Source organism: Salmonella sp. SJTUF14076 (assembly GCF_015534835.1).
In the GTDB taxonomy this organism is placed as follows: Bacteria; Pseudomonadota; Gammaproteobacteria; order Enterobacterales; family Enterobacteriaceae; genus Salmonella; species Salmonella enterica.
The window spans coordinates 4091411-4114961 of record NZ_CP064674.1; the positions used below are offsets into that span (position 1 = coordinate 4091411).

Sequence of the window (23551 nt, forward strand, 5' to 3'; positions counted from 1 at the left end):
CAAGGATATTGTAATGGTTATTTCACTGAAAAATCGTAACTTTTTGAAGCTGCTTGACTACACCCCGGCGGAAATCCAACACCTCATCGATCTGGCTATTGAGCTGAAAGCCGCAAAAAAAGCCGGATGCGAAAAGCAAACGCTGATCGGCAAAAACATCGCGCTGATTTTTGAAAAAACCTCTACCCGCACCCGATGCGCGTTTGAAGTCGCCGCGTTCGACCAGGGCGCGCAGGTGACTTATCTCGGCCCAAGCGGCTCGCAGATCGGCCATAAAGAGTCCATGAAAGATACTGCTCGCGTCCTGGGACGGATGTATGACGGCATCGAATATCGCGGTTTTGGTCAACACATTGTGGAAGAGCTGGGGGAATACGCGGGCGTTCCCGTCTGGAACGGCCTGACTGATGAATTTCACCCCACACAGATCCTGGCCGATCTAATGACCATGCTGGAACACGCGCCGGGTAAAACGCTGCCGGAACTGAGCTTCGCCTACCTGGGCGACGCGCGCAACAACATGGGCAACTCGCTGATGGTGGGCGCGGCGAAGATGGGCATGGATATCCGTCTGATAGCGCCAAAGTCCTTCTGGCCTGATGCCGCGCTGGTCGCGCAGTGCCGGGAAATCGCCAGCGTTACCGGCGCTCGTATCACCTTAACGGAGAGCGTTGAAGACGGCGTTCACGGCGTGGATTTCCTCTATACCGACGTCTGGGTCTCGATGGGAGAACCCAAAGAAGCCTGGGCGGAGCGCGTCAGTCTGATGACGCCATATCAGGTCAACCAGCAGGTGGTAAACGCTACCGGTAATCCTGATGTGAAGTTTATGCACTGCCTGCCCGCCTTCCATAACGAGCACACCAAAGTGGGACGCGAAATCGAAATGGCTTACGGCCTGAAAGGACTGGAGGTCACGGAAGAGGTGTTCGAGTCCGCAGGCTCGATAGTCTTCGATGAAGCGGAAAACCGGATGCACACCATCAAAGCGGTCATGGTGGCGACGCTCGGCGACTAATCCCACAGGATATGCGCCCTCGCGGCGCATATCCGTGATATCAGGAGAGAACATCATGGGTAAATTTAAATTTCCCACCGCTTATACCATCCTGTTTATTCTTATTGCCCTGGTCGCAGTGATGACCTGGATTGTGCCGGCGGGAAAATACCAAATGGCGATGAACGCCACGCTGGGAAAAGAGGTGCCGGTGGCGGGAACGTATGCCCCCGTGGACGCGCATCCGCAAGGGATTACCGCTGTTTTACTGGCGCCGATTGACGGCCTCTATAACCACGAAACCTACACCGCCGGCGCCATTGACGTCGCGCTGTTTGTCTTGATTATCGGCGGCTTTCTGGGGGTGGTGAATAAAACGGGGGCGATTGATGCCGGTATTGAACGGGTAACAGTCAAACTCAACGGCAAAGATGAGTGGATGATCCCCATTCTGATGGCGCTGTTCGCCGCAGGCGGCACTATCTATGGCATGGCGGAGGAGTCGTTGCCCTTCTACACGCTGCTGGTGCCGGTCATGATGGCGGCCCGCTTCGATCCGTTAGTGGCGGCGGCAACCGTACTGCTCGGCGCGGGGATAGGCACGCTCGGTTCGACCATTAATCCTTTCGCCACGGTCATTGCCGCCAACGCCGCCGGCATCCCTTTTACGCAGGGCATGCTGATGCGCGTACTGCTGTTAATTGTCGGCTACGTACTGTGCGTGTTTTGGGTAATGCGCTATGCGCGCAAAGTCCGCGCCCATCCTGAGCTTTCTATCGTGGCGGATAAAATGGAGGAAAATCGCGCCCATTTCCTCGGCAATCGCGCCAATACTCTGCTGGAGTTTACGGCTACCCGGAAATGGGTGCTGCTGATCTTCGCCGCCTCTTTCGCGGTGATGATTTACGGCGTGGCGGTTCTCGGCTGGTGGATGGCGGAAATCTCCGGCGTTTTTCTGGCGGCGGCGATTATCGTTGGCGTGATAACGCGGATGGGCGAGGAAGCGTTCACCAGTACCTTTATCGACGGCGCGCGGGATTTACTCGGCGTGGCGCTAATTATTGGTATCGCGCGCGGCATTGTGGTGGTCATGGATAACGGTATGATTACCCACACCATTTTGCACAGCGCGGAAAGTCTGGTTTCCGGCCTCTCTACCACTATTTTCATAAACGTAACCTACTGGCTGGAAGTATTGCTCTCCTTCCTGGTGCCCTCCTCTTCCGGTCTTGCCGTATTGACAATGCCCATTATGGCGCCGTTAGCGGATTTTGCCCACGTACAGCGGGATTTGGTCGTAACCGCCTACCAGTCGGCCTCCGGGATTGTGAACCTGGTTACGCCCACCTCCGCCGTGGTCATGGGCGGTCTGGCAATCGCGCGGGTTCCCTATGTCCGCTATCTGAAATGGGTCGCGCCGCTGTTGCTGATCCTGACATTGCTGAACATGGCGGTACTGAGCATCGGAGCGATGATGTAACGAGCCAGATGGCGACGCGTCTTATCCGACAGGACTGATAAGCACAGCGCCATCAGGCACGCCGTCACCTTTTTTGATCGGCTTCTCATTTTCCTGCAAAACCGCCCGATTGATCCGCAATCAATGTGACAAATGTGATGAATTTCGCCAGTCCGTTGATATCAATAATAAAGATAAGGTGCATTTATGAAGGAATACGATGATTACTCCGCCAAAGAACAACAGCAACTGGCGGTTTGTCAGCGCCTGATTAGTGAAAAAAGTTACCTGTCCCAGGAGGAGATTCGCCGCGATTTACAAAATGAGGGATTTGAAGGTATCAGTCAGTCTACGGTTTCGCGCCTGCTCAAGCTGCTGGGCGCAATAAAAATCAGAAATACGAAAGGACAAAAGATTTATTCCGTAAATCCCCAGCGGCGTCCTTCGCCGGATGCCGGACGTTCAATAGCCGAAATGGTCGTCAGCGTTGAACATAATAGCGAATTTATCCTTATCCATACGGCAGCAGGTTATGGTCGCGCCGTCGCAAGAATTCTGGATTACCACGCATTGCCGGAAATTCTCGGCGTCGTTGCCGGTAGCAGTATTGTCTGGGTCGCACCACGGGTCGTTCAGCGCACGACGCTGGTACACAAACAAATTAATTATTTGCTTAAAATGAATTTAAATTCATAAGAACCGTTTGCGACAAGTAAATCATGCATTAATTCGCTTGATCCCAAAACAGAGCTGAGTATAATCGCGGACAATTTGCCGGGAGGAAGCATGGTTCAGTGTGTACGACATTCTGTCTTACCGCGTCTGAAAAAAGACGCAGGCCTGCCGTTTTTCTTTCCGTTGAAAGCCAATACCAAGCCCCTCAATTGAGGGGCTTTTTTTTGCCCAGGCGTCAGGAGATAAACATGGCTAACCCGCTATATCAAAAACATATCATTTCCATAAACGACCTCAGCCGCGACGATCTTAATCTGGTACTGGCGACGGCGGCGAAATTAAAAGCCAACCCGCAGCCGGAGCTTTTGAAACATAAAGTGATCGCCAGCTGCTTTTTCGAAGCCTCCACGCGTACCCGCCTGTCGTTTGAAACTTCAATGCATCGCCTGGGTGCCAGCGTAGTGGGCTTCTCCGACAGCGCCAACACGTCGCTGGGGAAAAAAGGAGAAACGTTAGCCGACACGATCTCAGTGATTAGCACTTACGTGGACGCGATTGTGATGCGCCATCCGCAAGAAGGCGCGGCACGTCTGGCGACGGAGTTTTCCGGTCAGGTGCCGGTGCTCAATGCGGGCGACGGTTCGAATCAGCATCCGACGCAAACCCTGTTGGATCTGTTCACCATCCAGGAAACGCAGGGCCGTCTGGATAACTTGCATATCGCGATGGTCGGCGATCTGAAATATGGCCGCACCGTGCATTCGCTAACCCAGGCGCTGGCGAAATTTAGCGGCAACCGTTTTTATTTTATCGCGCCGGACGCGCTGGCGATGCCGCAGTACATTCTGGATATGCTGGATGAAAAAGGGATGGCCTGGAGCCTGCATGGTTCTATTGAAGAGGTCATGGCCGACGTCGACATCCTCTATATGACTCGCGTACAGAAAGAGCGTCTCGACCCGTCGGAGTACGCCAATGTGAAGGCGCAGTTTGTTCTGCGCGCCAGCGACCTGAACGGCGCGCGTGAAAATATGAAAGTACTGCACCCGCTGCCGAGGATTGATGAAATCACCACGGATGTGGATAAAACGCCACACGCCTGGTACTTCCAACAGGCGGGCAACGGTATTTTCGCTCGCCAGGCGTTACTGGCGTTAGTACTGAATAGCGAACTGAGTCTGTAAGGGAGAAAAACGATGACACACGATAACAAACTGCAGGTTGAAGCCATTAAATGCGGCACCGTGATTGACCATATCCCTGCGCAGGTAGGCTTTAAACTGCTGAGTCTGTTTAAATTGACCGAGACCGATCAGCGAATCACTATCGGTCTGAATCTCCCGTCTGGCGAGATGGGGCGTAAAGACTTAATCAAAATAGAAAACACCTTCCTCACCGATGAGCAGGTTAACCAACTTGCTCTGTACGCGCCGCAGGCCACCGTTAACCGCATCGACAACTACGACGTAGTCGGGAAATCGCGCCCCAGCCTGCCAGAGCGTATTAATAATGTGCTGGTTTGCCCGAACAGCAACTGCATCAGCCACGCGGAACCGGTATCCTCCAGCTTTGCAGTGAAAAAACGCGCCAACGATATCGCCCTCAAATGCAAATACTGTGAAAAAGAGTTTTCGCATAATGTGGTGCTGGCCAACTAATGGGGGTTGGTTATGAGATCCCGGCTCCCTATAATGAGCGGGGACATTCTATTACCGCTGTAATTCAGGAGAAATCATGAGCAAAACTATTGCGACGGAAAATGCACCAGCAGCAATCGGCCCATACGTACAGGGCGTTGACCTGGGTAGCATGGTAATCACTTCCGGTCAGATCCCGGTCGATCCGAAAACCGGCGCCGTAGCGGAAGACGTATCCGCTCAGGCACGTCAGTCGCTGGAAAACGTTAAAGCTATCGTGGAAGCCGCTGGCCTGAAAGTAGGCGACATTGTGAAAACGACCGTCTTCGTGAAAGACCTGAACGATTTCGCGACCGTCAACGCCACTTACGAAGCCTTCTTCACCGAGCACAACGCCACCTTCCCGGCGCGTTCCTGCGTGGAAGTGGCCCGTCTGCCGAAAGACGTGAAAATTGAGATTGAAGCGATCGCTGTTCGTCGCTAACGCTCGTTTATAGATAGTGGCCGGATGGCGCTATCGCTTATTCGGCCTGGTATGCCATCCAGGCCGATAATTCACAATACTTCGACGCTTACTGCCAGCCATAACGTCGGCTGTAAAACCCTTTCACTAACTGGGTTAACGTCATATAGCCCGCCAGAATAGCAATCAGCCACGGGAAATAGCTTAACGGCAGCGCCTGCAACTGCAGGTAAGACGCCAGCGGCGAAAACGGCAACGAGACTCCCACCACCATCACCAACAATGTCATCGCCATCAGCGGCCAGGCGGCGCGACTTTGAATAAACGGCAGACGACGGGTACGGATCATATGCACAATCAGCGTTTGCGACAGTAATCCCACCACAAACCAGCCGGACTGGAACAAGGTTTGCGTTTCTGGCGTATTCGCATGAAATACCCACCACATCAGACAAAAGGTCAAAATGTCGAAAATCGAGCTGATCGGACCGAAAAAGACCATAAAGCGCCCCAAATCAGCCGGATTCCAGCGCTGCGGCTTTTGAATTTGTTCTTCATCGACATTATCAAACGGAATCGCCACCTGGGATACATCGTACAGCAGGTTTTGAATCAGCAAGTGCAGCGGCAGCATTGGCAGGAACGGCAAAAAGGCGCTCGCCACCAGTACGCTAAACACGTTACCGAAATTTGAGCTGGCCGTCATCTTGATATATTTCAACATATTAGAAAAAGTACGACGACCTTCAATGACGCCTGCTTCCAGCACCATCAGGCTCTTTTCCAGCAGGATAATATCGGCGGCTTCACGGGCGATGTCCACCGCGCCATCTACCGAGATACCAATATCCGCTGCCCGCAATGCCGGGGCATCGTTAATCCCGTCGCCCATAAAACCGACCACATGCCCCTCGCGTTTGAGCAAAGTGACGATGCGCTCTTTATGCATCGGCGTCAGACGCGCAAACAACGTCGTACGGGCGGCCAGCGCCGCCAGCGCGTCGTCGCTTAACCCTTCAATATCACTGCCAATAATGACATCGCCCGCATCCAGCCCAACTTCATGGCAAACTTTCGCCGCTACCAGCTCGCTGTCGCCGGTGAGAATTTTCACCGTAATTCCGCTCGCCTTCAGCGCTTTCAGCGCCGGCGCGGTGGTCTCTTTCGGCGGATCGAGAAAAGCAATATACCCTTCCAGGATCAGGTCAGATTCATCGATACGCTGGTAATCGCCCTCACGCGCAGGCAGGTATTTGGTCGCGACGGCGACCACGCGTAGCCCCTGACGGTTCAGCGTGTCGGTAACGCGTTTCACCCGGCGCAGCATATTGTCGTCCAGCGGCACAATATCGCCGTTGTGGCGCACCTGAGTACACACGTTCAGGATCTCCTGTAACGCGCCTTTGCAAACCAGTTGATGCACGCTCGAATCTTCGGCCACCACCACCGACATCCGGCGACGCTCAAAATCAAACGGGATCTCATCGATTTTCTGCCAGCGTCCGGAGAGCTGACGCGCGGCGGTTTCGTCTACTCCCTCCAGGACTGCCGTATCCAGTAAATTTTTTAGACCGGTCTGATAATGGCTGTTCAGCCAGGCGCAATGCAGTACATGCTCGCTGGGCTTACCAGAAATATCCGTATGATTTTCCAGCACAATTTTATCCTGCGTCAGAGTGCCGGTTTTATCGGTGCACAGAATATCCATCGCGCCGAAGTTCTGAATCGCGTCAAGGTGCTTCACGATAACTTTCTGTTTCGAAAGCTTCACCGCCCCGCGCGCGAGGGTAGAGGTGACGATCATCGGCAACATTTCCGGGGTGAGTCCTACCGCGACCGAGAGCGCAAATAGCGCCGCTTCCCACCAGTCACCTTTCGTGTAACCATTAATAATCAGTACTACCGGCGCCATGACCAGCATAAAGCGGATCAGCAACATACTGACGCGGCTAATTCCTTTCTGGAAAGCGTTCTGCTCGTTATCTTGTTCCGACACGCGCCCCGCCAATTGACCAAACCAGGTGTCGGCGCCGGTCGCCATCACCACGGCCTGCGCCGTTCCGCTCACGACATTTGTCCCCATAAAGCACAGCGTGTCGCACTCAAGCGGGTTATTTTGCCGGGGCTCACGCGTCGTGGCGACTTTCTCGACCGGCAGAGATTCGCCGGTCAGCGACGCCTGGGCGACAAACAGATCGCGCGCCTGGATAATCCGTAAATCCGCCGGGATCATATCCCCCGCCGCCAGCTTAATAATATCGCCGGGCACCAGTTGATCGATGGGTAATTCCAGCCAGGCGTTTTCGCCATTTTCATTAATAACCCGCAGTACGGTAGCGGTATTGCTCACCATCGCTTTTAGCGCGTCCGCCGCTTTCGTCGAGCGCGCTTCCTGCACAAAATTCAGCAGTGTTGAGATACCGACCATCAGGGCGATAACGCCTGCGGCAAACAGATCCTCCGTGGCATAAGAAATGCCGCCAAGAATCGTGAGTAAGATGTTGAAAGGATTGCGATAACATACCCACAGATGCACCCACCACGGCGAGGGTTTCTGTGCCGGAAGGCGGTTTTCGCCATGCTTTTCACGCGCGCGCGTCACCTCGGCGGCGTTTAATCCCTCCGGGTGCGTATCAAAAACGCGCCAGAGCGTCTCCTGCTCCATTGCCGCGACTTTCAGACAGCGCTCGCTCAGCGAAGGCGGGATAGTCGCATTTACCGCGGTCTGCGCGCCGGGCAGCGGATCGCGGTGAACCAGACGATAAGGCAAATGACGATTAAGCCGGGCAAAAAGCTGGCGGGTAATGGTTTTTAGCATAGGTAATCCCTCCGCGCCGAAGTCAGGCGCAGAAAATTCTTCAGGCGCGGCAAAGCCTTGCCCGATGAGCAATGTTTAAATAAAAACAGGGACGTTATTGTGTCACTGTCTTACACACCGGTAAGACAGCAGAGGCAGGCTTACCGGAAAAGGAAAATTCTCCATCGCGGGAGAGGGGTGGGTTCAGGGTCCATGTCGCCTCCGGTAAGTAAATAATTTGCGCCGCGGATTATACGCATAAATCCATAAGTTTTGTGGCAATTATGGCGGTATCATACCGTTACGTAATTAAACCAACGATAAACCAGACTTTGCCCATTGCCCTTCGCTTGAGTAAAGTTACTCTTTTTATCACCATCAGCGTCACGCCACGGGAAAACAGGATGCAAAACCGGCTCACTATCAAAGACATCGCCCGCCTGAGCGGCGTAGGGAAATCAACCGTTTCCCGCGTGCTTAACAATGAAAGCGGCGTAAGCGAACGTACCCGCGAGCGTGTCGAAGCGGTGATGAATCAACACGGTTTCTCCCCGTCCCGCTCCGCCCGCGCGATGCGGGGACAAAGCGATAAAGTGGTCGCTATTATCGTCACTCGCCTTGATTCGTTGTCTGAAAACCTCGCGGTTCAGACCATGCTGCCTGCGTTTTACGAACAGGGCTACGACCCTATTATGATGGAAAGTCAGTTCTCGCCGACGCTGGTAATGGAACATCTGGGCATGCTCAGACGACGTAACATTGATGGCGTGGTGCTGTTTGGCTTTACCGGCATCACAGAAGAGTTGATCGCCCCCTGGAAAGCCTCGCTGGTGCTGCTGGCAAGAGATGCGCAAGGTTTTGCCTCCGTCTGTTACGACGACGAGGGCGCGATTCATATCCTTATGCAGCGGCTGTATGAGCAAGGACACCGCAACATTAGCTTTCTGGGCGTTCCCCATAGCGATATTACCACCGGCAAACGTCGGCATGACGCATACCTGGCGTTTTGCAAAAAACATAAACTTCATCCCGTCGCCGCCCTGCCCGGTCTTGCCATGAAGCAGGGTTATGAGCATACGGCAAGCGTCATCATGCCGGATACCACCGCGTTAGTCTGCGCTACCGATACGCTGGCGTTGGGCGCCAGCAAGTATTTACAGGAGCAACGTATTGAAACGCTGCAACTGGCAAGCGTCGGGAACACGCCGCTGATAAAATTCCTGCACCCGGAGATCGTCACTGTCGATCCTGGCTATGCTGAAGCCGGACGGCAGGCGGCTTCGCAGCTGATCGAACAGATCAATGGCCGCTGCGATCCGCGCCGGATCGTCATTCCTTCTACCCTCGCCTGAGTGACTGATTAAACGGAATACCACGAGTAATTTGTGATCTTCGCCGTGTTTCGGGAACGTTCCCATTTTTAAACCAACGTTGAAGAGCTACTCTTGCGCCAACCCATAACTTACCTCCTCTGCCATGAGGCTTTACAATGAGCAAAGTAAAACAAGCCGATATCGACCGGCTGATTGACCTGGTTGGCGGGCGCGACAACATCGCCACGGTGAGCCACTGCATTACTCGCCTGCGCTTTGTGCTCCACCAGCCCGCGAACGCCCGACCAAAAGAGATCGAACAATTGCCGATGGTTAAAGGCTGTTTCACCAACGCCGGGCAGTTTCAGGTGGTGATCGGCACCGACGTTGGCGATTACTATAACGCGCTGCTGGAGACCACCGGCAAAGCGTATGCTGATAAAGAGCAGGCAAAAAAAGCCGCTCGCCAGAACATGAAATGGCATGAGCAGCTAATTTCCCACTTCGCGGAGATCTTCTTTCCGCTACTACCGGCATTGATCAGCGGCGGTTTGATCTTAGGCTTTCGTAACGTGATCGGCGATGTGCCGATGAGCCACGGTCAAACGCTGGCGCAGATGCATCCGGCGCTAAAAACGCTTTATGATTTTTTATGGTTGATCGGCGAAGCGATCTTTTTCTATCTGCCGGTGGGAATCTGCTGGTCGGCGGTGAAAAAAATGGGCGGCACGCCGATTCTTGGTATCGTGCTCGGCGTGACGCTGGTGTCGCCGCAGTTGATGAATGCGTATCTGCTGGGCCAGCAAACGCCGGACGTCTGGAACTTCGGCGTATTTAGTATTGAGAAAATAGGCTACCAGGCGCAGGTTATCCCGGCGCTACTGGCAGGACTGGCGCTTGGATTTATTGAAACGCGGTTGAAACGCATCGTGCCGGATTATCTCTACCTGGTCGTCGTCCCGGTGTGTTCGTTGATACTGGCCGTCTTTCTCGCCCACGCCTTTATCGGCCCCTTTGGTCGCATGATCGGCGACGGCGTAGCCTTTGCGGTACGTTATCTGATGACCGGCAGTTTCGCCCCGATAGGCGCGGCGCTGTTCGGCTTCCTGTATGCCCCGTTGGTCATTACCGGCGTCCACCAGACCACGCTCGCTATCGATATGCAGATGGTTCAGAGCATGGGCGGTACGCCAGTCTGGCCGCTGATTGCGCTGTCGAATATCGCGCAAGCCTCCGCCGTGGTGGGCATTATCATCTCCAGCCGTAAACACAATGAACGTGAAATTTCCGTTCCGGCGGCGATCTCCGCCTATCTGGGGGTGACCGAACCGGCAATGTACGGCATCAACATCAAATATCGCTTCCCGATGCTGTGCGCGATGATCGGCTCTGGCCTTGCCGGTCTGCTCTGTGGTCTGAATGGCGTAATGGCAAACGGCATCGGCGTTGGCGGCCTGCCGGGCATTCTCTCTATCCAGCCGACTTACTGGCAGGTGTTTGCGATGGCGATGGTTATCGCGATCGTTATCCCAGTGATTCTGACCACCTTTATCTATCAGCGTAAGCATCGTCAGGGCACATTACAAATTGTCTAATTCTTCTTCGGGGCGCAGTTGCGTCCCAACGTACTTGCAGGAAACTACAATGACTATTCCCCTCTGGTGGCAAAACGGCGTTATTTATCAGATCTACCCGAAAAGTTTTCAGGACACGACCGGCAGCGGCACCGGCGATTTACGCGGCGTCACGCAGCGCCTTGACTATCTACAGCGACTCGGCGTGGACGCCATCTGGCTCACGCCGTTTTATATCTCGCCGCAGGTGGATAACGGTTATGACGTCGCAAATTATACGGCTATCGACCCGACCTACGGCACGCTGGATGATTTTGACGAGCTGGTCGCGCAGGCGAAAGCACGCGGTATTCGTATCATCCTGGATATGGTGTTTAACCATACTTCTACCCAGCACGCCTGGTTTCGCGAAGCGCTGAACAAAGAGAGCCCATACCGTCAGTTTTACATCTGGCGCGACGGCACGCCGGATGTCTGCCCGAATAACTGGCAATCCAAATTTGGCGGCAGCGCCTGGCGCTGGCATAGCCAGAGCGAACAATATTATTTACACCTTTTCGCGCCTGAACAGGCCGACCTGAACTGGGAAAACCCCGCCGTGCGCGCCGAGCTGAAAAAGGTCTGCGAATTCTGGGCCGATCGCGGCGTGGATGGCCTGCGTCTGGACGTGGTGAACCTGATCGCCAAAGATCAGGATTTTCCTGACGATCCGACGGGCGACGGACGCCGCTTTTATACCGACGGGCCGCGCGCGCATACGTTCTTACGCGAAATGAACCGTGACGTTTTTACGCCGCGTAATCTGATGACGGTAGGCGAAATGTCCTCTACCACGCTGGAAAACTGCCAGCAATATGCCGCGCTTAGCGGCGACGAACTCTCAATGACCTTCAATTTTCATCATCTGAAGGTGGATTACCCCAATGGCGAAAAGTGGACGCTGGCAAAACCTGATTATGTGGCGCTGAAAGCGTTGTTCCGCCACTGGCAACAGGGGATGCATAACGTCGCCTGGAACGCGTTATTCTGGTGTAATCACGATCAGCCGCGCATCGTTTCCCGCTTTGGCGACGAGGGGGAATACCGTGTTCCAGCCGCGAAAATGTTGGCGATGGCGCTGCACGGTATGCAAGGGACGCCTTATATCTATCAGGGCGAAGAAATCGGCATGACCAACCCACACTTTACCCGCATCACCGATTATCGCGACGTGGAAAGTCATAATATGTTTGCCGCGCTACGCGCCGCCGGGCGCGACCCCGACGAACTGCTGGCTATTCTGGCCAGTAAATCCCGCGACAACAGCCGCACGCCGATGCAGTGGGACAACGGTAAAAACGCCGGTTTCACCCAGGGCGAGCCGTGGATAAGCCTGTGCGATAACTATACGGAGGTTAACGTCGAGGCGGCATTACGCGATGAAAACTCGGTGTTTTACACCTATCAAAAGCTGATTGCGCTACGTAAAACCCAGCCTGTACTGATCTGGGGCGATTATCAGGATCTCCTCCCGGATAGCCCATCAGTATGGTGTTATCGCCGCCAGTGGCAGGGGCAAACCCTGCTGGTTGTCGCCAATCTGAGCGACCAGTGCCAGGAGTGGCATCCGCCGCATATCAAAGGACAGTGGCAGGCGCTACTGCATAATTATGGCGAGGTCGCCAGTCAGCCAGCCGCGATGACGCTGCGCCCATTTGAAGCCATCTGGTGGTTACAACGCTAACGCGACGTCCTTATACGGATAAACGCCACAAACCTATTGACACGGGCTGTGGCGTTGCTCCAGGTTACTGACTGTTTTTGTTGAATAATTAATCAGATTTTTCTTGCTATCTTTTACAAACGCTACAGCGCCCGCCATCTGTACGCTCTGATTTTTACCTTGTTCTACATCAATAAAATTGCAAACATCCTTGATGCAAATCACTACATATAGACTTTAAAATGCACGCCGACCCAATATGTTGTATTAATTGACTACAATTGCTACAACATCCGTTCACTCGACACAAGGTGAATTGTGGATAACCTGGGTCAGGATTGCGGGAAGTCGTTGGAAAAGAGATGAATAAACCTGTTATGGCTTCCCCGGCCTCTGTGGATAACCTGTTCTTACAAATATGGAGTGATCATGACACCGCATGTGATGAAACGAGATGGCTGTAAAGTGCCATTCAAATCAGAGCGCATTAAGGAAGCCATTCTACGTGCAGCTAAAGCAGCGGGAGTCGATGACGCAGATTACTGTGCCACCGTCGCAGAAGTCGTTAGCAGCCAAATGAACGCACGCAGTCAGGTGGATATTAACGAGATCCAAACTGCGGTTGAAAACCAACTGATGTCCGGCCCGTACAAACAGCTTGCCCGCGCCTACATCGAATACCGTCACGATCGCGACATTCAGCGTGAAAAGCGTGGTCGTCTGAACCAGGAAATTCGCGGCCTGGTGGAGCAAACTAACTCCGCGTTGCTCAATGAAAACGCCAACAAAGACAGTAAAGTCATTCCCACCCAGCGCGATTTGCTGGCCGGGATTGTCGCCAAACACTATGCCCGCCAGCACCTGTTGCCGCGTGACGTAGTACAAGCGCATGAGCGCGGCGATATCCACTATCACGATCTCGACTATTCGCCGTTCTTCCCGATGTTCAACTGTATGTTGATCGACCTGAAAGGCATGTTGACCCAGGGCTTTAAGATGGGTAACGCCGAGATCGAACCGCCAAAATCTATCTCTACCGCCACTGCCGTTACCGCGCAGATTATCGCGCAGGTCGCCAGCCATATTTATGGCGGCACCACCATTAACCGTATCGACGAAGTGCTGGCGCCGTTTGTCACCGAAAGCTATAACAAGCACCGCAAAACCGCCGATGAGTGGCAGATCCCGGATGCCGAAGGGTATGCGCGTTCTCGCACCGAAAAAGAGTGCTACGACGCCTTCCAGTCGCTGGAATACGAAGTTAACACGCTGCACACTGCTAACGGCCAGACGCCTTTCGTGACCTTTGGTTTTGGCCTCGGCACCAGTTGGGAGTCGCGTCTGATCCAGGCGTCTATTTTGCGTAACCGTATCGCCGGTCTGGGTAAAAATCGCAAAACCGCCGTGTTCCCGAAACTGGTCTTCGCTATCCGCGACGGTTTGAACCACAAGTTTGGCGATCCGAACTACGACATTAAACAACTGGCGCTGGAGTGCGCGAGCAAGCGCATGTATCCGGACATTCTCAACTACGATCAGGTGGTCAAAGTCACCGGTTCGTTCAAAACGCCAATGGGCTGCCGCAGCTTCCTCGGCGTGTGGGAGAACGAAAACGGCGAGCAGATCCATGACGGGCGTAACAACCTGGGCGTGATTAGCCTTAACCTGCCGCGCATCGCGCTGGAAGCAAAAGGCAACGAAACCGCATTCTGGAAACTGCTGGATGAACGTCTGGCGCTGGCGCGGAAGGCGCTGATGACCCGTATCGCCCGCCTTGAAGGCGTGAAAGCCCGCGTCGCGCCTATCCTGTATATGGAAGGCGCCTGCGGCGTGCGGCTGAAAGCGGACGACGACGTGTCTGAAATCTTTAAAAATGGTCGTGCGTCCATCTCTCTGGGCTACATTGGTATCCATGAAACCATTAACGCGCTGTTCGGCGGCGAGCACCTGTACGACAGCGAGCAGCTTCGCGCTAAAGGCATCGCGATTGTGGAGCGTCTGCGCCAGGCCGTGGATCAGTGGAAAGACGAGACCGGCTACGGCTTTAGCCTGTACAGCACGCCAAGTGAAAACCTCTGTGACCGCTTCTGCCGTCTGGATACCGCCGAGTTCGGCGTGGTGCCGGGCGTAACCGATAAAGGTTACTACACCAACAGCTTCCACCTCGACGTGGAGAAGAAGGTTAACCCGTACGACAAAATCGATTTCGAAGCGCCGTATCCGCCGCTGGCGAACGGGGGTTTCATTTGCTACGGCGAATACCCGAACATTCAGCACAACCTGAAAGCGCTGGAAGATGTCTGGGATTACAGCTATCAGCATGTACCGTATTACGGCACCAACACGCCGATCGATGAATGCTACGAGTGCGGCTTTACCGGCGAGTTCGAATGTACCAGTAAAGGTTTCACCTGCCCGAAATGCGGCAACCACGACGCCGCGCGCGTCTCGGTCACCCGCCGCGTGTGCGGTTATTTAGGCAGCCCGGACGCGCGTCCGTTTAACGCCGGTAAGCAGGAAGAAGTGAAGCGCCGCGTGAAGCATTTAGGCAATGGGCAGATAGGTTAATCCTCCGTTTGCAATGCGTAAATGCCGGATGGCGGTGTAAACACCTTATCCGGCTTACAACCGCTGGCTATAGTTCCAATTTCATGAGTTTCCTCTAAGCAGTTGGTGTTGTAGCAAGGCGGCAAACGAACGAATCCCAGGGAGCTTACATAAGTAAGTGACCTGGGTAAGTGAGAGCGGCCAACGCCGCTACAGCGCCAAATGCAACGAGGAAACATGAACTTTCACCAATACTACCCCGTAGACATCGTTAACGGCCCCGGCACCCGCTGCACCCTGTTTGTGTCAGGGTGCGTGCATGAATGCCCTGGCTGCTACAACAAAAGCACCTGGCGGCTCAATTCCGGCCAGCCGTTTACCAAAGAGATGGAAGATAAGATCATTGCCGATCTGAACGACACGCGCATTCACCGTCAGGGGATCTCGCTGTCGGGCGGCGATCCGCTGCATCCGCAAAACGTACCGGATATCCTGGCACTGGTACAACGCATCCACGCGGAGTGCCCGGGGAAAGATATCTGGGTGTGGACCGGCTACAAGCTCGATGAACTCAACGCCGCACAGATGCAGGTAGTCGATCTCATCAACGTGCTGGTCGATGGCAAATTTGTGCAGGATCTGAAAGACCCGGCGCTTATCTGGCGCGGTAGCAGCAACCAGGTAGTGCATCATTTGCGTTGATCGCTAAAGCCGTTTGTTTGCATCGTGATAGACGGCTGAATGTTCTCGCTTACCGACCGCGACAACAAACACAATCACAACGTCATCCCGAACCTGGTACACCAAGCGATAACCGGACGATTTAAGCTTAATTTTATAGCAGTCAGGAAGATCGTTTAAACGGGCAGAGTCGATTCTGGGGTTCAATAGCACATCAGCCAACTTTTTCTTAAGCTGAGCCTTCACCGTATCGCCCAGCTTATGCCACTCTTTTAAGGCCCTCGGGTCGAATTCCAGTTCATAAGTCATCCAGACTAACCTTGATTCCCTTTTGCGGACTAGACAGCCTCTCCCGAACTGTCTGAATCAATGCATCTTCACTGTCGCTAAGAGTGACGGTTTTCACTGGCATGCGCCCCGTTTCCGCGACGTACTGGAACAGTAATCGTACGGCTTCCGTTGGAGTAATGTTCAGTTTTTCCAGCACGGCATAAGCCTCATTTTTGAGTTTGTCATCCAGACGGACGTTCAGCGTGGCCATTATGCCTCCAGGAGAATCGAATGTGTAATGCAGTTTAGCATTACATTCGCATTACATCGAATTCTGGATAACGCCTCTCAAAAACGACTCACACACTCCATCGCGACCGTTTTAAATTGCGTAAAATTCTGACATGCGCAGAGGCGCGTCATGGCGCGTTCGCGCAGGAAAGTGACGAAAATATCGTAGATGGCCATCGCCTCTTCATATTCACTTTTGCTGATGGCGAGTAAAAAAATAACGTGCGCCGTTTCGTCACCCCAGGCAATCCCCTGCGGCGCGAGCACCGTATAAACCACCGTTTTCTTCGCCAGCAGCCCCAGCGCGTGTGGCAAGGCAATCCCGTCGCCTAATAACGTACTGACGATAGCTTCACGTTCAATAACCGAATCGAGAAACGCCGTATCAACAAAGCCTTCCTCGTGCAACTGATCGCACAGCGTTTTAAACAGCGTCTGTTGATCTATTTCCCCCTCCACGATGCGAAAATGCGAGGCATCGAAATATTTATCCAGCATCCACGGACGGGTTCTGTCCACCAGCACCAGCTTACCGATCTGCTCCAATTGATAGTCGGTAGGAAAGGGCGCGATCATGATGACCGGCTTATCTTTTTCGCCGATCCGCGCTGTGGAAATCACAAAATCCTCCACAATACTGTCCCGCGCCTCATAGTCGCGTAGCGTCAGAGTGCGGGCAATCTCAATCTGCGGGTATTTCCGCGCCAGTACCGCTTCAATCATCCGCACCATCGCATTACCAGCATCGCACACCAGCAGTACCTGCGGCTGCCGCTGGTAGCCAATGTTGTAACTACGTTCCAGCCCAACGCCAATATGCAGCACCAGAAAACCGATTTCGTTTTCGCTAATGGTATACGGCGTGTATTTTCCCCAACTCGATATCGCCGCCAACGTCATATCCCACGCCATCGGATAGTGCTGCTTAATATTTTCCAGTAGTGGGTTGGGGATCATGATCTGGTAGCGCACGCGGGTGATCATCGTTTTGATGTGGGTCAGCAAGTCCGCGTGAAGCTGTTTATCATTCAACAGGTTATAGTTGTACTGGGTATTAATAAAATTGAGGATATAGTGCACCAGCGCCTCTTCATCATCGGCATTAATGGCGCTGGGGGCAATCTCCTGTACCTGGCGGGCGGCAATATGCACCTTCAGCCAGCTTACTTCCGGCTCCGACAGCGGCTTGTCGGCCAGCTGTTGTAGTAGCTCCGCAATCTCATGCGCCGCATGGCGCACCTTTTCATCGACCTCCTCCGCCACACATTCCGATAACGGATACCCCTCGCGAATACGCCGTACCGCCACCGCGCAGTATAAACGTAGAAACAGCTCGCCCTCATCGGTCAGGCGGATTTGACAATGAGAGAAAATATCCGGCAAAAGAGACCGCAGCCGTTGAGACACCTCGGTGTTCAGCGTGGTACTAACAATTAACGGATGAGAGGGCTCCTGCTGCGCCAGCGTCCATAAAAGGTCGGTCAGACAGGCGCGAATCGCCATCTCTCCGCCAAACAATTTCATGCCATGACGCGGACGCGTTTCCAGCGTCAGATGATAACGCAGCAAATGCTCGCGCACGTCCGCCATATCGTTCTGCAACGTCGCACGGCTGACAAACCATTCATCTGCCAAATCCTCCAGCTTCAGCGAGAAGGCGGAGGTTAAAAAACGCGCCAGCAAGTAGTGTATCCGCTCCTGGCTGGTGCGCGGACCGCGCGCCAGCGTGGGAGATTGCTGCGTTTGCAGGGATTGATAACGTGCCGGATCATCAATTTTGAGCTGATACCCGTTGCCGCGGCTGAGAGTAAATTGCGCGCCATGCGGCGTCAGCAACATGTTCAGCGCGGCGATATCCGCCCGAACGGTACGCGTGGAGACCGACAACCGCTGCGCCAGTTCGTCCTGCGGCAGCGTCTCGTTTTGCAGCATCGCAAATAGCTGCGCTAAACGTTGGTTGGGGAATCGCACGTCTCTCTCCTCATGATTAGCCGACACGCGACCGGACGATAGCGAGTAACTGACGCACATCGTCCGCACGGGTGTTGCCGCTCACCTTATCAATAATCGAACTATAAATGTGAGGAATGATTTTGCTTACACCTGCATCAAGGGCGATGTGCAGAATCTCGGCGAAGTTTTCCAGATCGATGCCGCCCGTCGGTTCCAGCCAGAAATCATGGCGGGCGCAGGCGTCAGCCACCGCTTTATACTCGTCGCGACAGGTGAGTCCTCCCATCGGAAAGTATTTAACGGAGCTGCCGCCCATATCTTTGAGCAGCGCAATCGCCGTTTCTATGGGTACGATGCCGTCCGGCGCGCGGCTGCTTAGCGGGCCGGTGGAAATTTTCACCAGCCCCGGCGTGCCGGTCGGCGAGACAAGACCGTTCACCACCGTCTCGTTTTGCCCCAGCAGCGCCCGGCTGGCCCCTACGCCGGTAAACACCTGGTTGACATGCTGCGGCTGTACCTGACGCGAGATTTCGCTCACCATCGCCGACTGGTTAGGATCGCCTGCCCCCAGTCCGACGGAGAGCGCATTGTCGATAAGCGCCGCATATTCACGCATATCCGCGACTGCGCTTGCCACATCCGGATAGTTTTTGGAGAGCACGCCAACCAGCACATGACCTTCCGCCGCCGCGTAGATTTCCCGGGCGTTATCTTTCGAACCGGCCAGTACGTTCAGGCAAACGCGATCGCGGTAAAAGTTAGGGGTCAGTTTCATGCTTGTTTCTCCTGATTAATCACCTCGCCAATACGACGCGCCACAATCGCTAACTGCGCGCGATCGACGCTGCGGACATCCGCTTCAATAATCCCTTCGTTGGCTTTGTATCCGCGAAAGTAAATCGCGTATTCCCCTTGCTTCAGCGCGTCGACCAGTTCGCCTGTGGCGATGCCGGTAACGGCTTCATCAAACTTAATTTCCGTGCGCGCGATGTCGCGTCCGGCGCTGTCCCACACCACACGGGCGCTGACGCCGTTAAACGTGTTCAACGTGTCGATAAAGGGCGCCATTTTTTCTACCATCTCCGCACCGCTCTCTTTTTGCGCCCGCAGGTACAATTCAATGGCACAGGTCAGGCCAATAATTCCTTCTTTGCCGACCTTCATCGCCCGGCCAATGCCCGCTGACTGACGTTTTACCCACTCAACATACTGCGTTTTACCAATCACCAGCCCGCTGGTCGGCCCTTCAATCGCTTTCGCGCCGCTATAGATAACGAGATCTGCGCCCACGCGGTAGTAGCACTGCAAATCTTCTTCCGCCGCCGCGTCCACAATCAGCGGGAGATTATGCGTGCGCGCCACCACCGCAGCCTGCTCCACGCTGAGCATACTTTTCTGTACGCAGTGGTGAGATTTGATATAGAGAATAGCCGCCGTGCGCGGCGTAATGGCCGCCGCCAACTGGGCGGCGGAACATTCGTTGGCGTAACCGGCTTCCACCAGTTTGCCGCCGCCCAGCGCCACCATCGTTCCCACCGGCGCGCCAAAGTTGACGTTGTGGCCCTTTGGCAGGACGATTTCGTTATTTTCAATCGGTGTAACGTGCAGGTTTTCCAGCAGCCAGTCGCTGTCCTGAACCAGTACCGCGGCAACCGACTGGGCAAGGCCCGCACTGGCGCAGGAGACTACCGTCGCCCCTTCCACTTCCAGCAATTTCGCAATGTACTCACCGGTTTTATTCACCAGATCTTTCATCTCGAAATACTGATTCATTCCGGCCATCGCCGCGTCTATCACTTCCGGGCGCGGCGTAGAGACACCGAGCGCCGTCATACGTCCGGAGGCGTTAATCACCTGTTTTAATTGATACTTCTCAAAAATCGAAGGCATGTTCCGCGCTCCCTTGTTCGGTCATATAGCCCTTGCCTGCGCGTATCGCGGCAAGCGGCGTCAGCAATTCTTCAGCCTGTAAGCTGTCGTGTTCCGCGTCTACCAACACGGTGGGCTGGCGTTTAAGCGTAAAGAGGGTCAGGTCGGCATCCAGACCTGGCTGAAGACGCCCTTTGGTTTTCAGATTCAGGCTATCGGCGGCATTGGCCGTCACGCACGCAATGACCTGCGGCAGCGACATGCCGATGGCGAGGAATTTCGACATCACATTAGCCAGCGAATGTACCGGGCCGTTGATGCGGTTACGGCAGTAGATATCGGAACTGATGGTATGCGGTAAAATCCCCAGGCTAATAGCGCGTTTAGCCACCGCAAAGCTCAGGCTGGCGGTACCATGCCCGACATCCAGACGCACGCCGCGCGCCAGCGCTCGTGTCACCGAGGCGCGCAGCTCGCCGTCAGGCCGAAGAATACGGTTCGGCTTACCGTTGTAACAGTGGGTAATGATATCGCCCGCCGTCAGACGCTCCGCGATTTCGTCCAGATCCGGCGGGTTATTGCCAATATGCACCATCAGCGGCAGGTTGCCGTTTTCTTGCTGCATGGCTTTAGCGCGTTCCAGCGGCGTGATGCCGTTAACGCCTACCACGCTGCTGCTCATCCGCGCCTTGAGGCCGACGATAAAATCCGGGTGGCGTTTTACCGCCTGCCGGACCGCATCGGCGTCAATATTGGCCATGTTAGCCAGCTCGTTTTGGGCAATAAGCCCGACGCGTGAAACATTCAGCAGCGCATAAACGTCGGTGGTCGCCTGACGCGTCAGAGCATAGAAATCATCAATGTCGTCTGCGCCAGTGCTGCCTGCATCCACCACTGTGGTAACGCCAGTGGCAATACCCACGCTGTCCGGTTCGTCGTGATAAATCGGCGATTTTGGGTAGCAGTGAACATGAGAATCAATCCAACCCGCACTAACGTAACACTCGCCGCGCAGGTCAATGGTTTTCACCGCCGGACCATCAACGTCACCCAACGCCGCGATTTTGCCATCTTGCAGGGCAATATTAGTCAGCGTGTCATCGACCAGACTCGCATGGCGCAGGAGTAAATCAAACATCGTTCTCTCCTTTGCCGGATGGCGGCGCAACCGCCTTATCCGGCCTACAAATCAACAGTTAGCTAATCGCAATCGGGAAGATGGAACCGAGGATCATCGCGCCTAAAATCGCGCCGCCGGTAATCGGCTTCTGCCAGATATAAAACAGCAGCGCACCCACCAGAGAGCCCAGACCAATGGGAATCGATGCCGTCATGGCGCTGAGGATAATCAACGGCCCCAGAAAACGGCCTGAAGTGTTACCGGCCCCCATCATGACGTCCGCCCCGTACGTGGAGTCGCTCTGATTAATGGTGAACTTACGCGCCAGAATAATGATGTAGCCAATCGCCAGGCCAATCACCAGACCGGTTATCAGCGAAGCGATAAAGTTCGCCACCGGGAAGACAAAGCCAGCCCCCAGCAGTAACGCCGGAACCCCTAAGCCCACGCCAGTCTGAATTGCCCCGCCGATATCCAGAATTCCGACCAGCGAACCTTCGATAATGCGGGCAAATAAAAAGCTGGCGCCGAAAGCGGCGACCGCGCCGTAGACGCCGGTATCCATCCCCGCTTTCAACATCGCCACAAAAGCGACTTCGTTAAATGCGCCGATACCGTACAGATAGTACATATGCGTCCCGGCGAAAACGCCGGAGGAGAGCAGGCCAACAAAGATCGGGAACGACCAGTCGGCATACCAAAAACCTTTATTCTCTTCCATTGTGGCCTCCGTTATTTGCCGCTGAGCGAGTTGTGGATCAGTTCAAGCCAGTTCGGTACCGTCATGTTGAAAGACTCGATCATTTTCATGTCGAAGCCGCGGAAGAAGCCGCTCAACACAAACAGCAAAACGATGGCGACCATCATCACTTTGGTGACATGGTTCCAGCCGCTCTCTTCTACGCCTTTGCCGATCAAAATACCCAGCACCAGCCCCGGTACGGCGTTCCCCATGATGAGCTGCGCCGCGCCGCCGAAAACGGTGGCCCAGAAGCCCGATTTTTTACCGGCGTCGATCGCCGCTAACCAGAAGATCACAGGCATGACGATGTTGACCAGCAGGTTTGCCGCCGGTACCAGCACCTTAACCGCCGTCACCTGTAGCGCTTCTGGCACGGATGAGGCGGTCAGGTTAAGGAACGTCACGACGATCATGCCGATGACGGCGCAGGCGATCGCCATTTTTTTCGGGTCGTGCAGCGTCTCGCCGACGTTACGGTTTTTGATCATTAGCGCCGCCGCGCCCCAGTTAGGGATGATGCGGTGATCGACATCCTGGGTGAACGATCCGGCCGCCACAGACGAGGCCCAGGCGTTAAAGAAGAAACCCAGCCCAAAGGAGAAGTGCGATGCCGGGTCGCCTTCACAAGAGTTGAGTTCGCCCAACGTACGGAACGCGCCCATCCCCTGCGTGGTTGGCGCGTGAAACATGCGTGCAGCCCCAGCGCCCACCCCTACGCCGACCAGCGCGCCGATAATGAGCGATTTAATTAGTATTATCAGGAACATAACTATGCCTTTTTAATAAAAATCAGCGTTTCGCGACGAAATCCACCCTGTCGAGATTGATGGCGGTCACGTTGACGGTCACATCCAGCTCCACGCTGTAAGTGCGTCGTTCCCGGCGCAAAAAGAAAAACAGAAAGGCCTCTTTACGCACCGACTCATGCGCCTGAACAATCCGCACATCCTGTGGCTCAATACGCAGTAAGATATACGGCGACTCTCTCATCACCGCCGACTGAACATGGTTCAGCGCATCGGCAAAGGCGCGTGCTTTGGCGTCGCCCTTGCCTTTTACTCTCACCGTGGTGGTGAATTGCTCTTTCATCATCAGACGCCGTATTTCTTTTGCCACGCCTGCACCAGGCGCTCGCCGAGCTCTTCTTTATCCATAAAGCCGAAACCCAACACGTTGCAGCCTTCATTGATAGCGGTGACGCCTTCATCCACTGACCGCATTCCATATTTGGCTTTGTAGCCATGCTTGTTTTGCGCGGTGATAGCGCCCGCGCCGCCGCTGCCACAAAATGAAATGCCGAAGGTGGCGTTTTCCGCTTTCATCACATCGCCCAGCTTCATGTCTGCCGCGACGCCCGGTACGACGACCGCGCGACCGCCCGCTTTTTCCACGCCTGCCGCTACTTTCTGGCCTTTACCCAGGCGATCGCCAATCACGACGGTAATCTGTTCCATTTTTTGC

The 23551-nt window shown here is 54.5% G+C and carries 24 protein-coding genes and 1 pseudogene; 12 read left to right on the forward strand and 13 right to left on the reverse strand.

From position 1 onward, the window contains the following. The first annotated feature begins 13 nt into the window (after positions 1-13). The 3 genes from argF to HU143_RS19740 all read left to right on the forward strand — a co-directional run bounded on the left by argF (position 14) and on the right by HU143_RS19740 (position 3152). The gene (gene argF, locus HU143_RS19730) at positions 14-1018 is read left to right on the forward strand and encodes an ornithine carbamoyltransferase (RefSeq protein ID WP_000237031.1); all 1005 of its coding nucleotides are present in this window, start codon (positions 14-16) and stop codon (positions 1016-1018) included. A gap of 55 nt (positions 1019-1073) precedes the next feature. Next, positions 1074-2477: a YfcC family protein gene (locus HU143_RS19735; RefSeq protein ID WP_000514435.1), complete on the forward strand. Its 1404-nt coding sequence runs from the start codon at positions 1074-1076 to the stop codon at positions 2475-2477. Between the two features lie 186 nt (positions 2478-2663). After that, the gene (locus HU143_RS19740; protein WP_023226985.1) at positions 2664-3152 is read left to right on the forward strand and encodes an arginine repressor; all 489 of its coding nucleotides are present in this window, start codon (positions 2664-2666) and stop codon (positions 3150-3152) included. Here the strand turns inward: HU143_RS19740 and HU143_RS19745 are convergent. Then, a pseudogene (locus HU143_RS19745) lies at positions 3122-3263 on the reverse strand (hypothetical protein). The gene HU143_RS19740 and the pseudogene HU143_RS19745 sit on opposite strands and share 31 nt — an antisense overlap. Between HU143_RS19745 and pyrL the strand changes: the two are divergent. From pyrL to ridA, 4 genes are all read left to right on the forward strand, one after another. Beyond that, positions 3243-3344 (forward strand): pyr operon leader peptide, encoded by a 102-nt coding sequence (gene pyrL / locus HU143_RS19750; RefSeq protein WP_023226984.1) that lies wholly within the window; start codon positions 3243-3245, stop codon positions 3342-3344. The pseudogene HU143_RS19745 and the gene pyrL sit on opposite strands and share 21 nt — an antisense overlap. Before the next feature lie 35 nt (positions 3345-3379). Beyond that, the gene (gene pyrB / locus HU143_RS19755) at positions 3380-4315 is read left to right on the forward strand and encodes an aspartate carbamoyltransferase (RefSeq protein WP_000013055.1); all 936 of its coding nucleotides are present in this window, start codon (positions 3380-3382) and stop codon (positions 4313-4315) included. 12 nt (positions 4316-4327) lie between these two features. After that, entirely contained in the window at positions 4328-4789 is a 462-nt protein-coding gene (pyrI, locus tag HU143_RS19760; protein ID WP_000148566.1) for an aspartate carbamoyltransferase regulatory subunit, read from the forward strand. A 76-nt stretch (positions 4790-4865) separates the two neighbouring features. Next, complete coding sequence (ridA, locus tag HU143_RS19765) at positions 4866-5252, forward strand: 2-iminobutanoate/2-iminopropanoate deaminase (protein WP_000047544.1); 387 nt, start codon at positions 4866-4868, stop codon at positions 5250-5252. 88 nt (positions 5253-5340) lie between these two features. On the opposite strand, the gene mgtA is transcribed toward ridA, so the two are convergent. Both mgtA and mgtL read right to left on the reverse strand, forming a co-directional pair. Next, the gene (gene mgtA, locus HU143_RS19770; protein WP_023226983.1) at positions 5341-8049 is read right to left on the reverse strand and encodes a magnesium-translocating P-type ATPase; all 2709 of its coding nucleotides are present in this window, start codon (positions 8047-8049) and stop codon (positions 5341-5343) included. A 140-nt stretch (positions 8050-8189) separates the two neighbouring features. Next, complete coding sequence (mgtL, locus tag HU143_RS24865) at positions 8190-8288, reverse strand: mgtA regulatory leader peptide MgtL (protein WP_105789234.1); 99 nt, start codon at positions 8286-8288, stop codon at positions 8190-8192. 144 nt (positions 8289-8432) lie between these two features. Here mgtL and treR point away from each other — a divergent pair, with 144 nt between their 5' ends. From treR to nrdG, 5 genes are all read left to right on the forward strand, one after another. Beyond that, positions 8433-9380: a trehalose operon repressor TreR gene (treR, locus tag HU143_RS19780; RefSeq protein WP_001181297.1), complete on the forward strand. Its 948-nt coding sequence runs from the start codon at positions 8433-8435 to the stop codon at positions 9378-9380. Positions 9381-9517: 137 nt separating this feature from the next. After that, entirely contained in the window at positions 9518-10936 is a 1419-nt protein-coding gene (gene treB, locus HU143_RS19785) for a PTS trehalose transporter subunit IIBC (RefSeq protein WP_023226982.1), read from the forward strand. A gap of 49 nt (positions 10937-10985) precedes the next feature. After that, positions 10986-12638, forward strand: coding sequence for an alpha,alpha-phosphotrehalase (gene treC / locus HU143_RS19790; RefSeq protein ID WP_000155050.1), 1653 nt, complete (start codon positions 10986-10988; stop codon positions 12636-12638). A 408-nt stretch (positions 12639-13046) separates the two neighbouring features. After that, complete coding sequence (nrdD, locus tag HU143_RS19795; protein ID WP_023226981.1) at positions 13047-15185, forward strand: anaerobic ribonucleoside-triphosphate reductase; 2139 nt, start codon at positions 13047-13049, stop codon at positions 15183-15185. Positions 15186-15401: 216 nt separating this feature from the next. Further along, complete coding sequence (gene nrdG / locus HU143_RS19800; protein WP_001009173.1) at positions 15402-15866, forward strand: anaerobic ribonucleoside-triphosphate reductase-activating protein; 465 nt, start codon at positions 15402-15404, stop codon at positions 15864-15866. A gap of 3 nt (positions 15867-15869) precedes the next feature. Here the strand turns inward: nrdG and HU143_RS19805 are convergent, their stop codons facing one another. The 10 genes from HU143_RS19805 to HU143_RS19850 all read right to left on the reverse strand — a co-directional run bounded on the left by HU143_RS19805 (position 15870) and on the right by HU143_RS19850 (position 23544). Beyond that, positions 15870-16154, reverse strand: coding sequence for a type II toxin-antitoxin system RelE family toxin (locus tag HU143_RS19805; RefSeq protein ID WP_000220577.1), 285 nt, complete (start codon positions 16152-16154; stop codon positions 15870-15872). Further along, the gene (locus tag HU143_RS19810) at positions 16144-16386 is read right to left on the reverse strand and encodes a type II toxin-antitoxin system RelB/DinJ family antitoxin (protein ID WP_000212724.1); all 243 of its coding nucleotides are present in this window, start codon (positions 16384-16386) and stop codon (positions 16144-16146) included. Before HU143_RS19810 ends, HU143_RS19805 begins: the two co-directional genes overlap by 11 nt. Before the next feature lie 77 nt (positions 16387-16463). Continuing rightward, positions 16464-18377, reverse strand: a complete 1914-nt coding sequence (locus tag HU143_RS19815) for a BglG family transcription antiterminator (protein ID WP_023226980.1) — start codon at positions 18375-18377, stop codon at positions 16464-16466. A 16-nt stretch (positions 18378-18393) separates the two neighbouring features. Beyond that, positions 18394-19134, reverse strand: coding sequence for a 2-dehydro-3-deoxy-phosphogluconate aldolase (gene dagF / locus HU143_RS19820; protein WP_000779254.1), 741 nt, complete (start codon positions 19132-19134; stop codon positions 18394-18396). Then, positions 19131-20249 carry a DgaE family pyridoxal phosphate-dependent ammonia lyase gene (locus HU143_RS19825; protein WP_023137277.1) on the reverse strand — a complete coding sequence of 373 codons (1119 nt, stop codon included), beginning with the start codon at positions 20247-20249 and terminating at the stop codon, positions 19131-19133. Before HU143_RS19825 ends, dagF begins: the two co-directional genes overlap by 4 nt. Then, positions 20233-21366, reverse strand: a complete 1134-nt coding sequence (locus HU143_RS19830) for an amidohydrolase/deacetylase family metallohydrolase (RefSeq protein ID WP_023226979.1) — start codon at positions 21364-21366, stop codon at positions 20233-20235. The genes HU143_RS19825 and HU143_RS19830 overlap by 17 nt, the downstream gene beginning before the upstream one ends. A gap of 58 nt (positions 21367-21424) precedes the next feature. Further along, the gene (locus HU143_RS19835) at positions 21425-22069 is read right to left on the reverse strand and encodes a DUF4310 family protein (RefSeq protein ID WP_000392127.1); all 645 of its coding nucleotides are present in this window, start codon (positions 22067-22069) and stop codon (positions 21425-21427) included. Between the two features lie 11 nt (positions 22070-22080). After that, positions 22081-22857, reverse strand: a complete 777-nt coding sequence (locus HU143_RS19840) for a DUF4311 domain-containing protein (RefSeq protein WP_000478578.1) — start codon at positions 22855-22857, stop codon at positions 22081-22083. Positions 22858-22879: 22 nt separating this feature from the next. Next, positions 22880-23182: a DUF4312 family protein gene (locus tag HU143_RS19845; protein WP_000975187.1), complete on the reverse strand. Its 303-nt coding sequence runs from the start codon at positions 23180-23182 to the stop codon at positions 22880-22882. Further along, entirely contained in the window at positions 23182-23544 is a 363-nt protein-coding gene (locus HU143_RS19850) for an SFCGS family glycine-rich protein (protein WP_000435390.1), read from the reverse strand. The genes HU143_RS19845 and HU143_RS19850 overlap by 1 nt, the downstream gene beginning before the upstream one ends. Between the last annotated feature and the right edge of the window lie 7 nt (positions 23545-23551).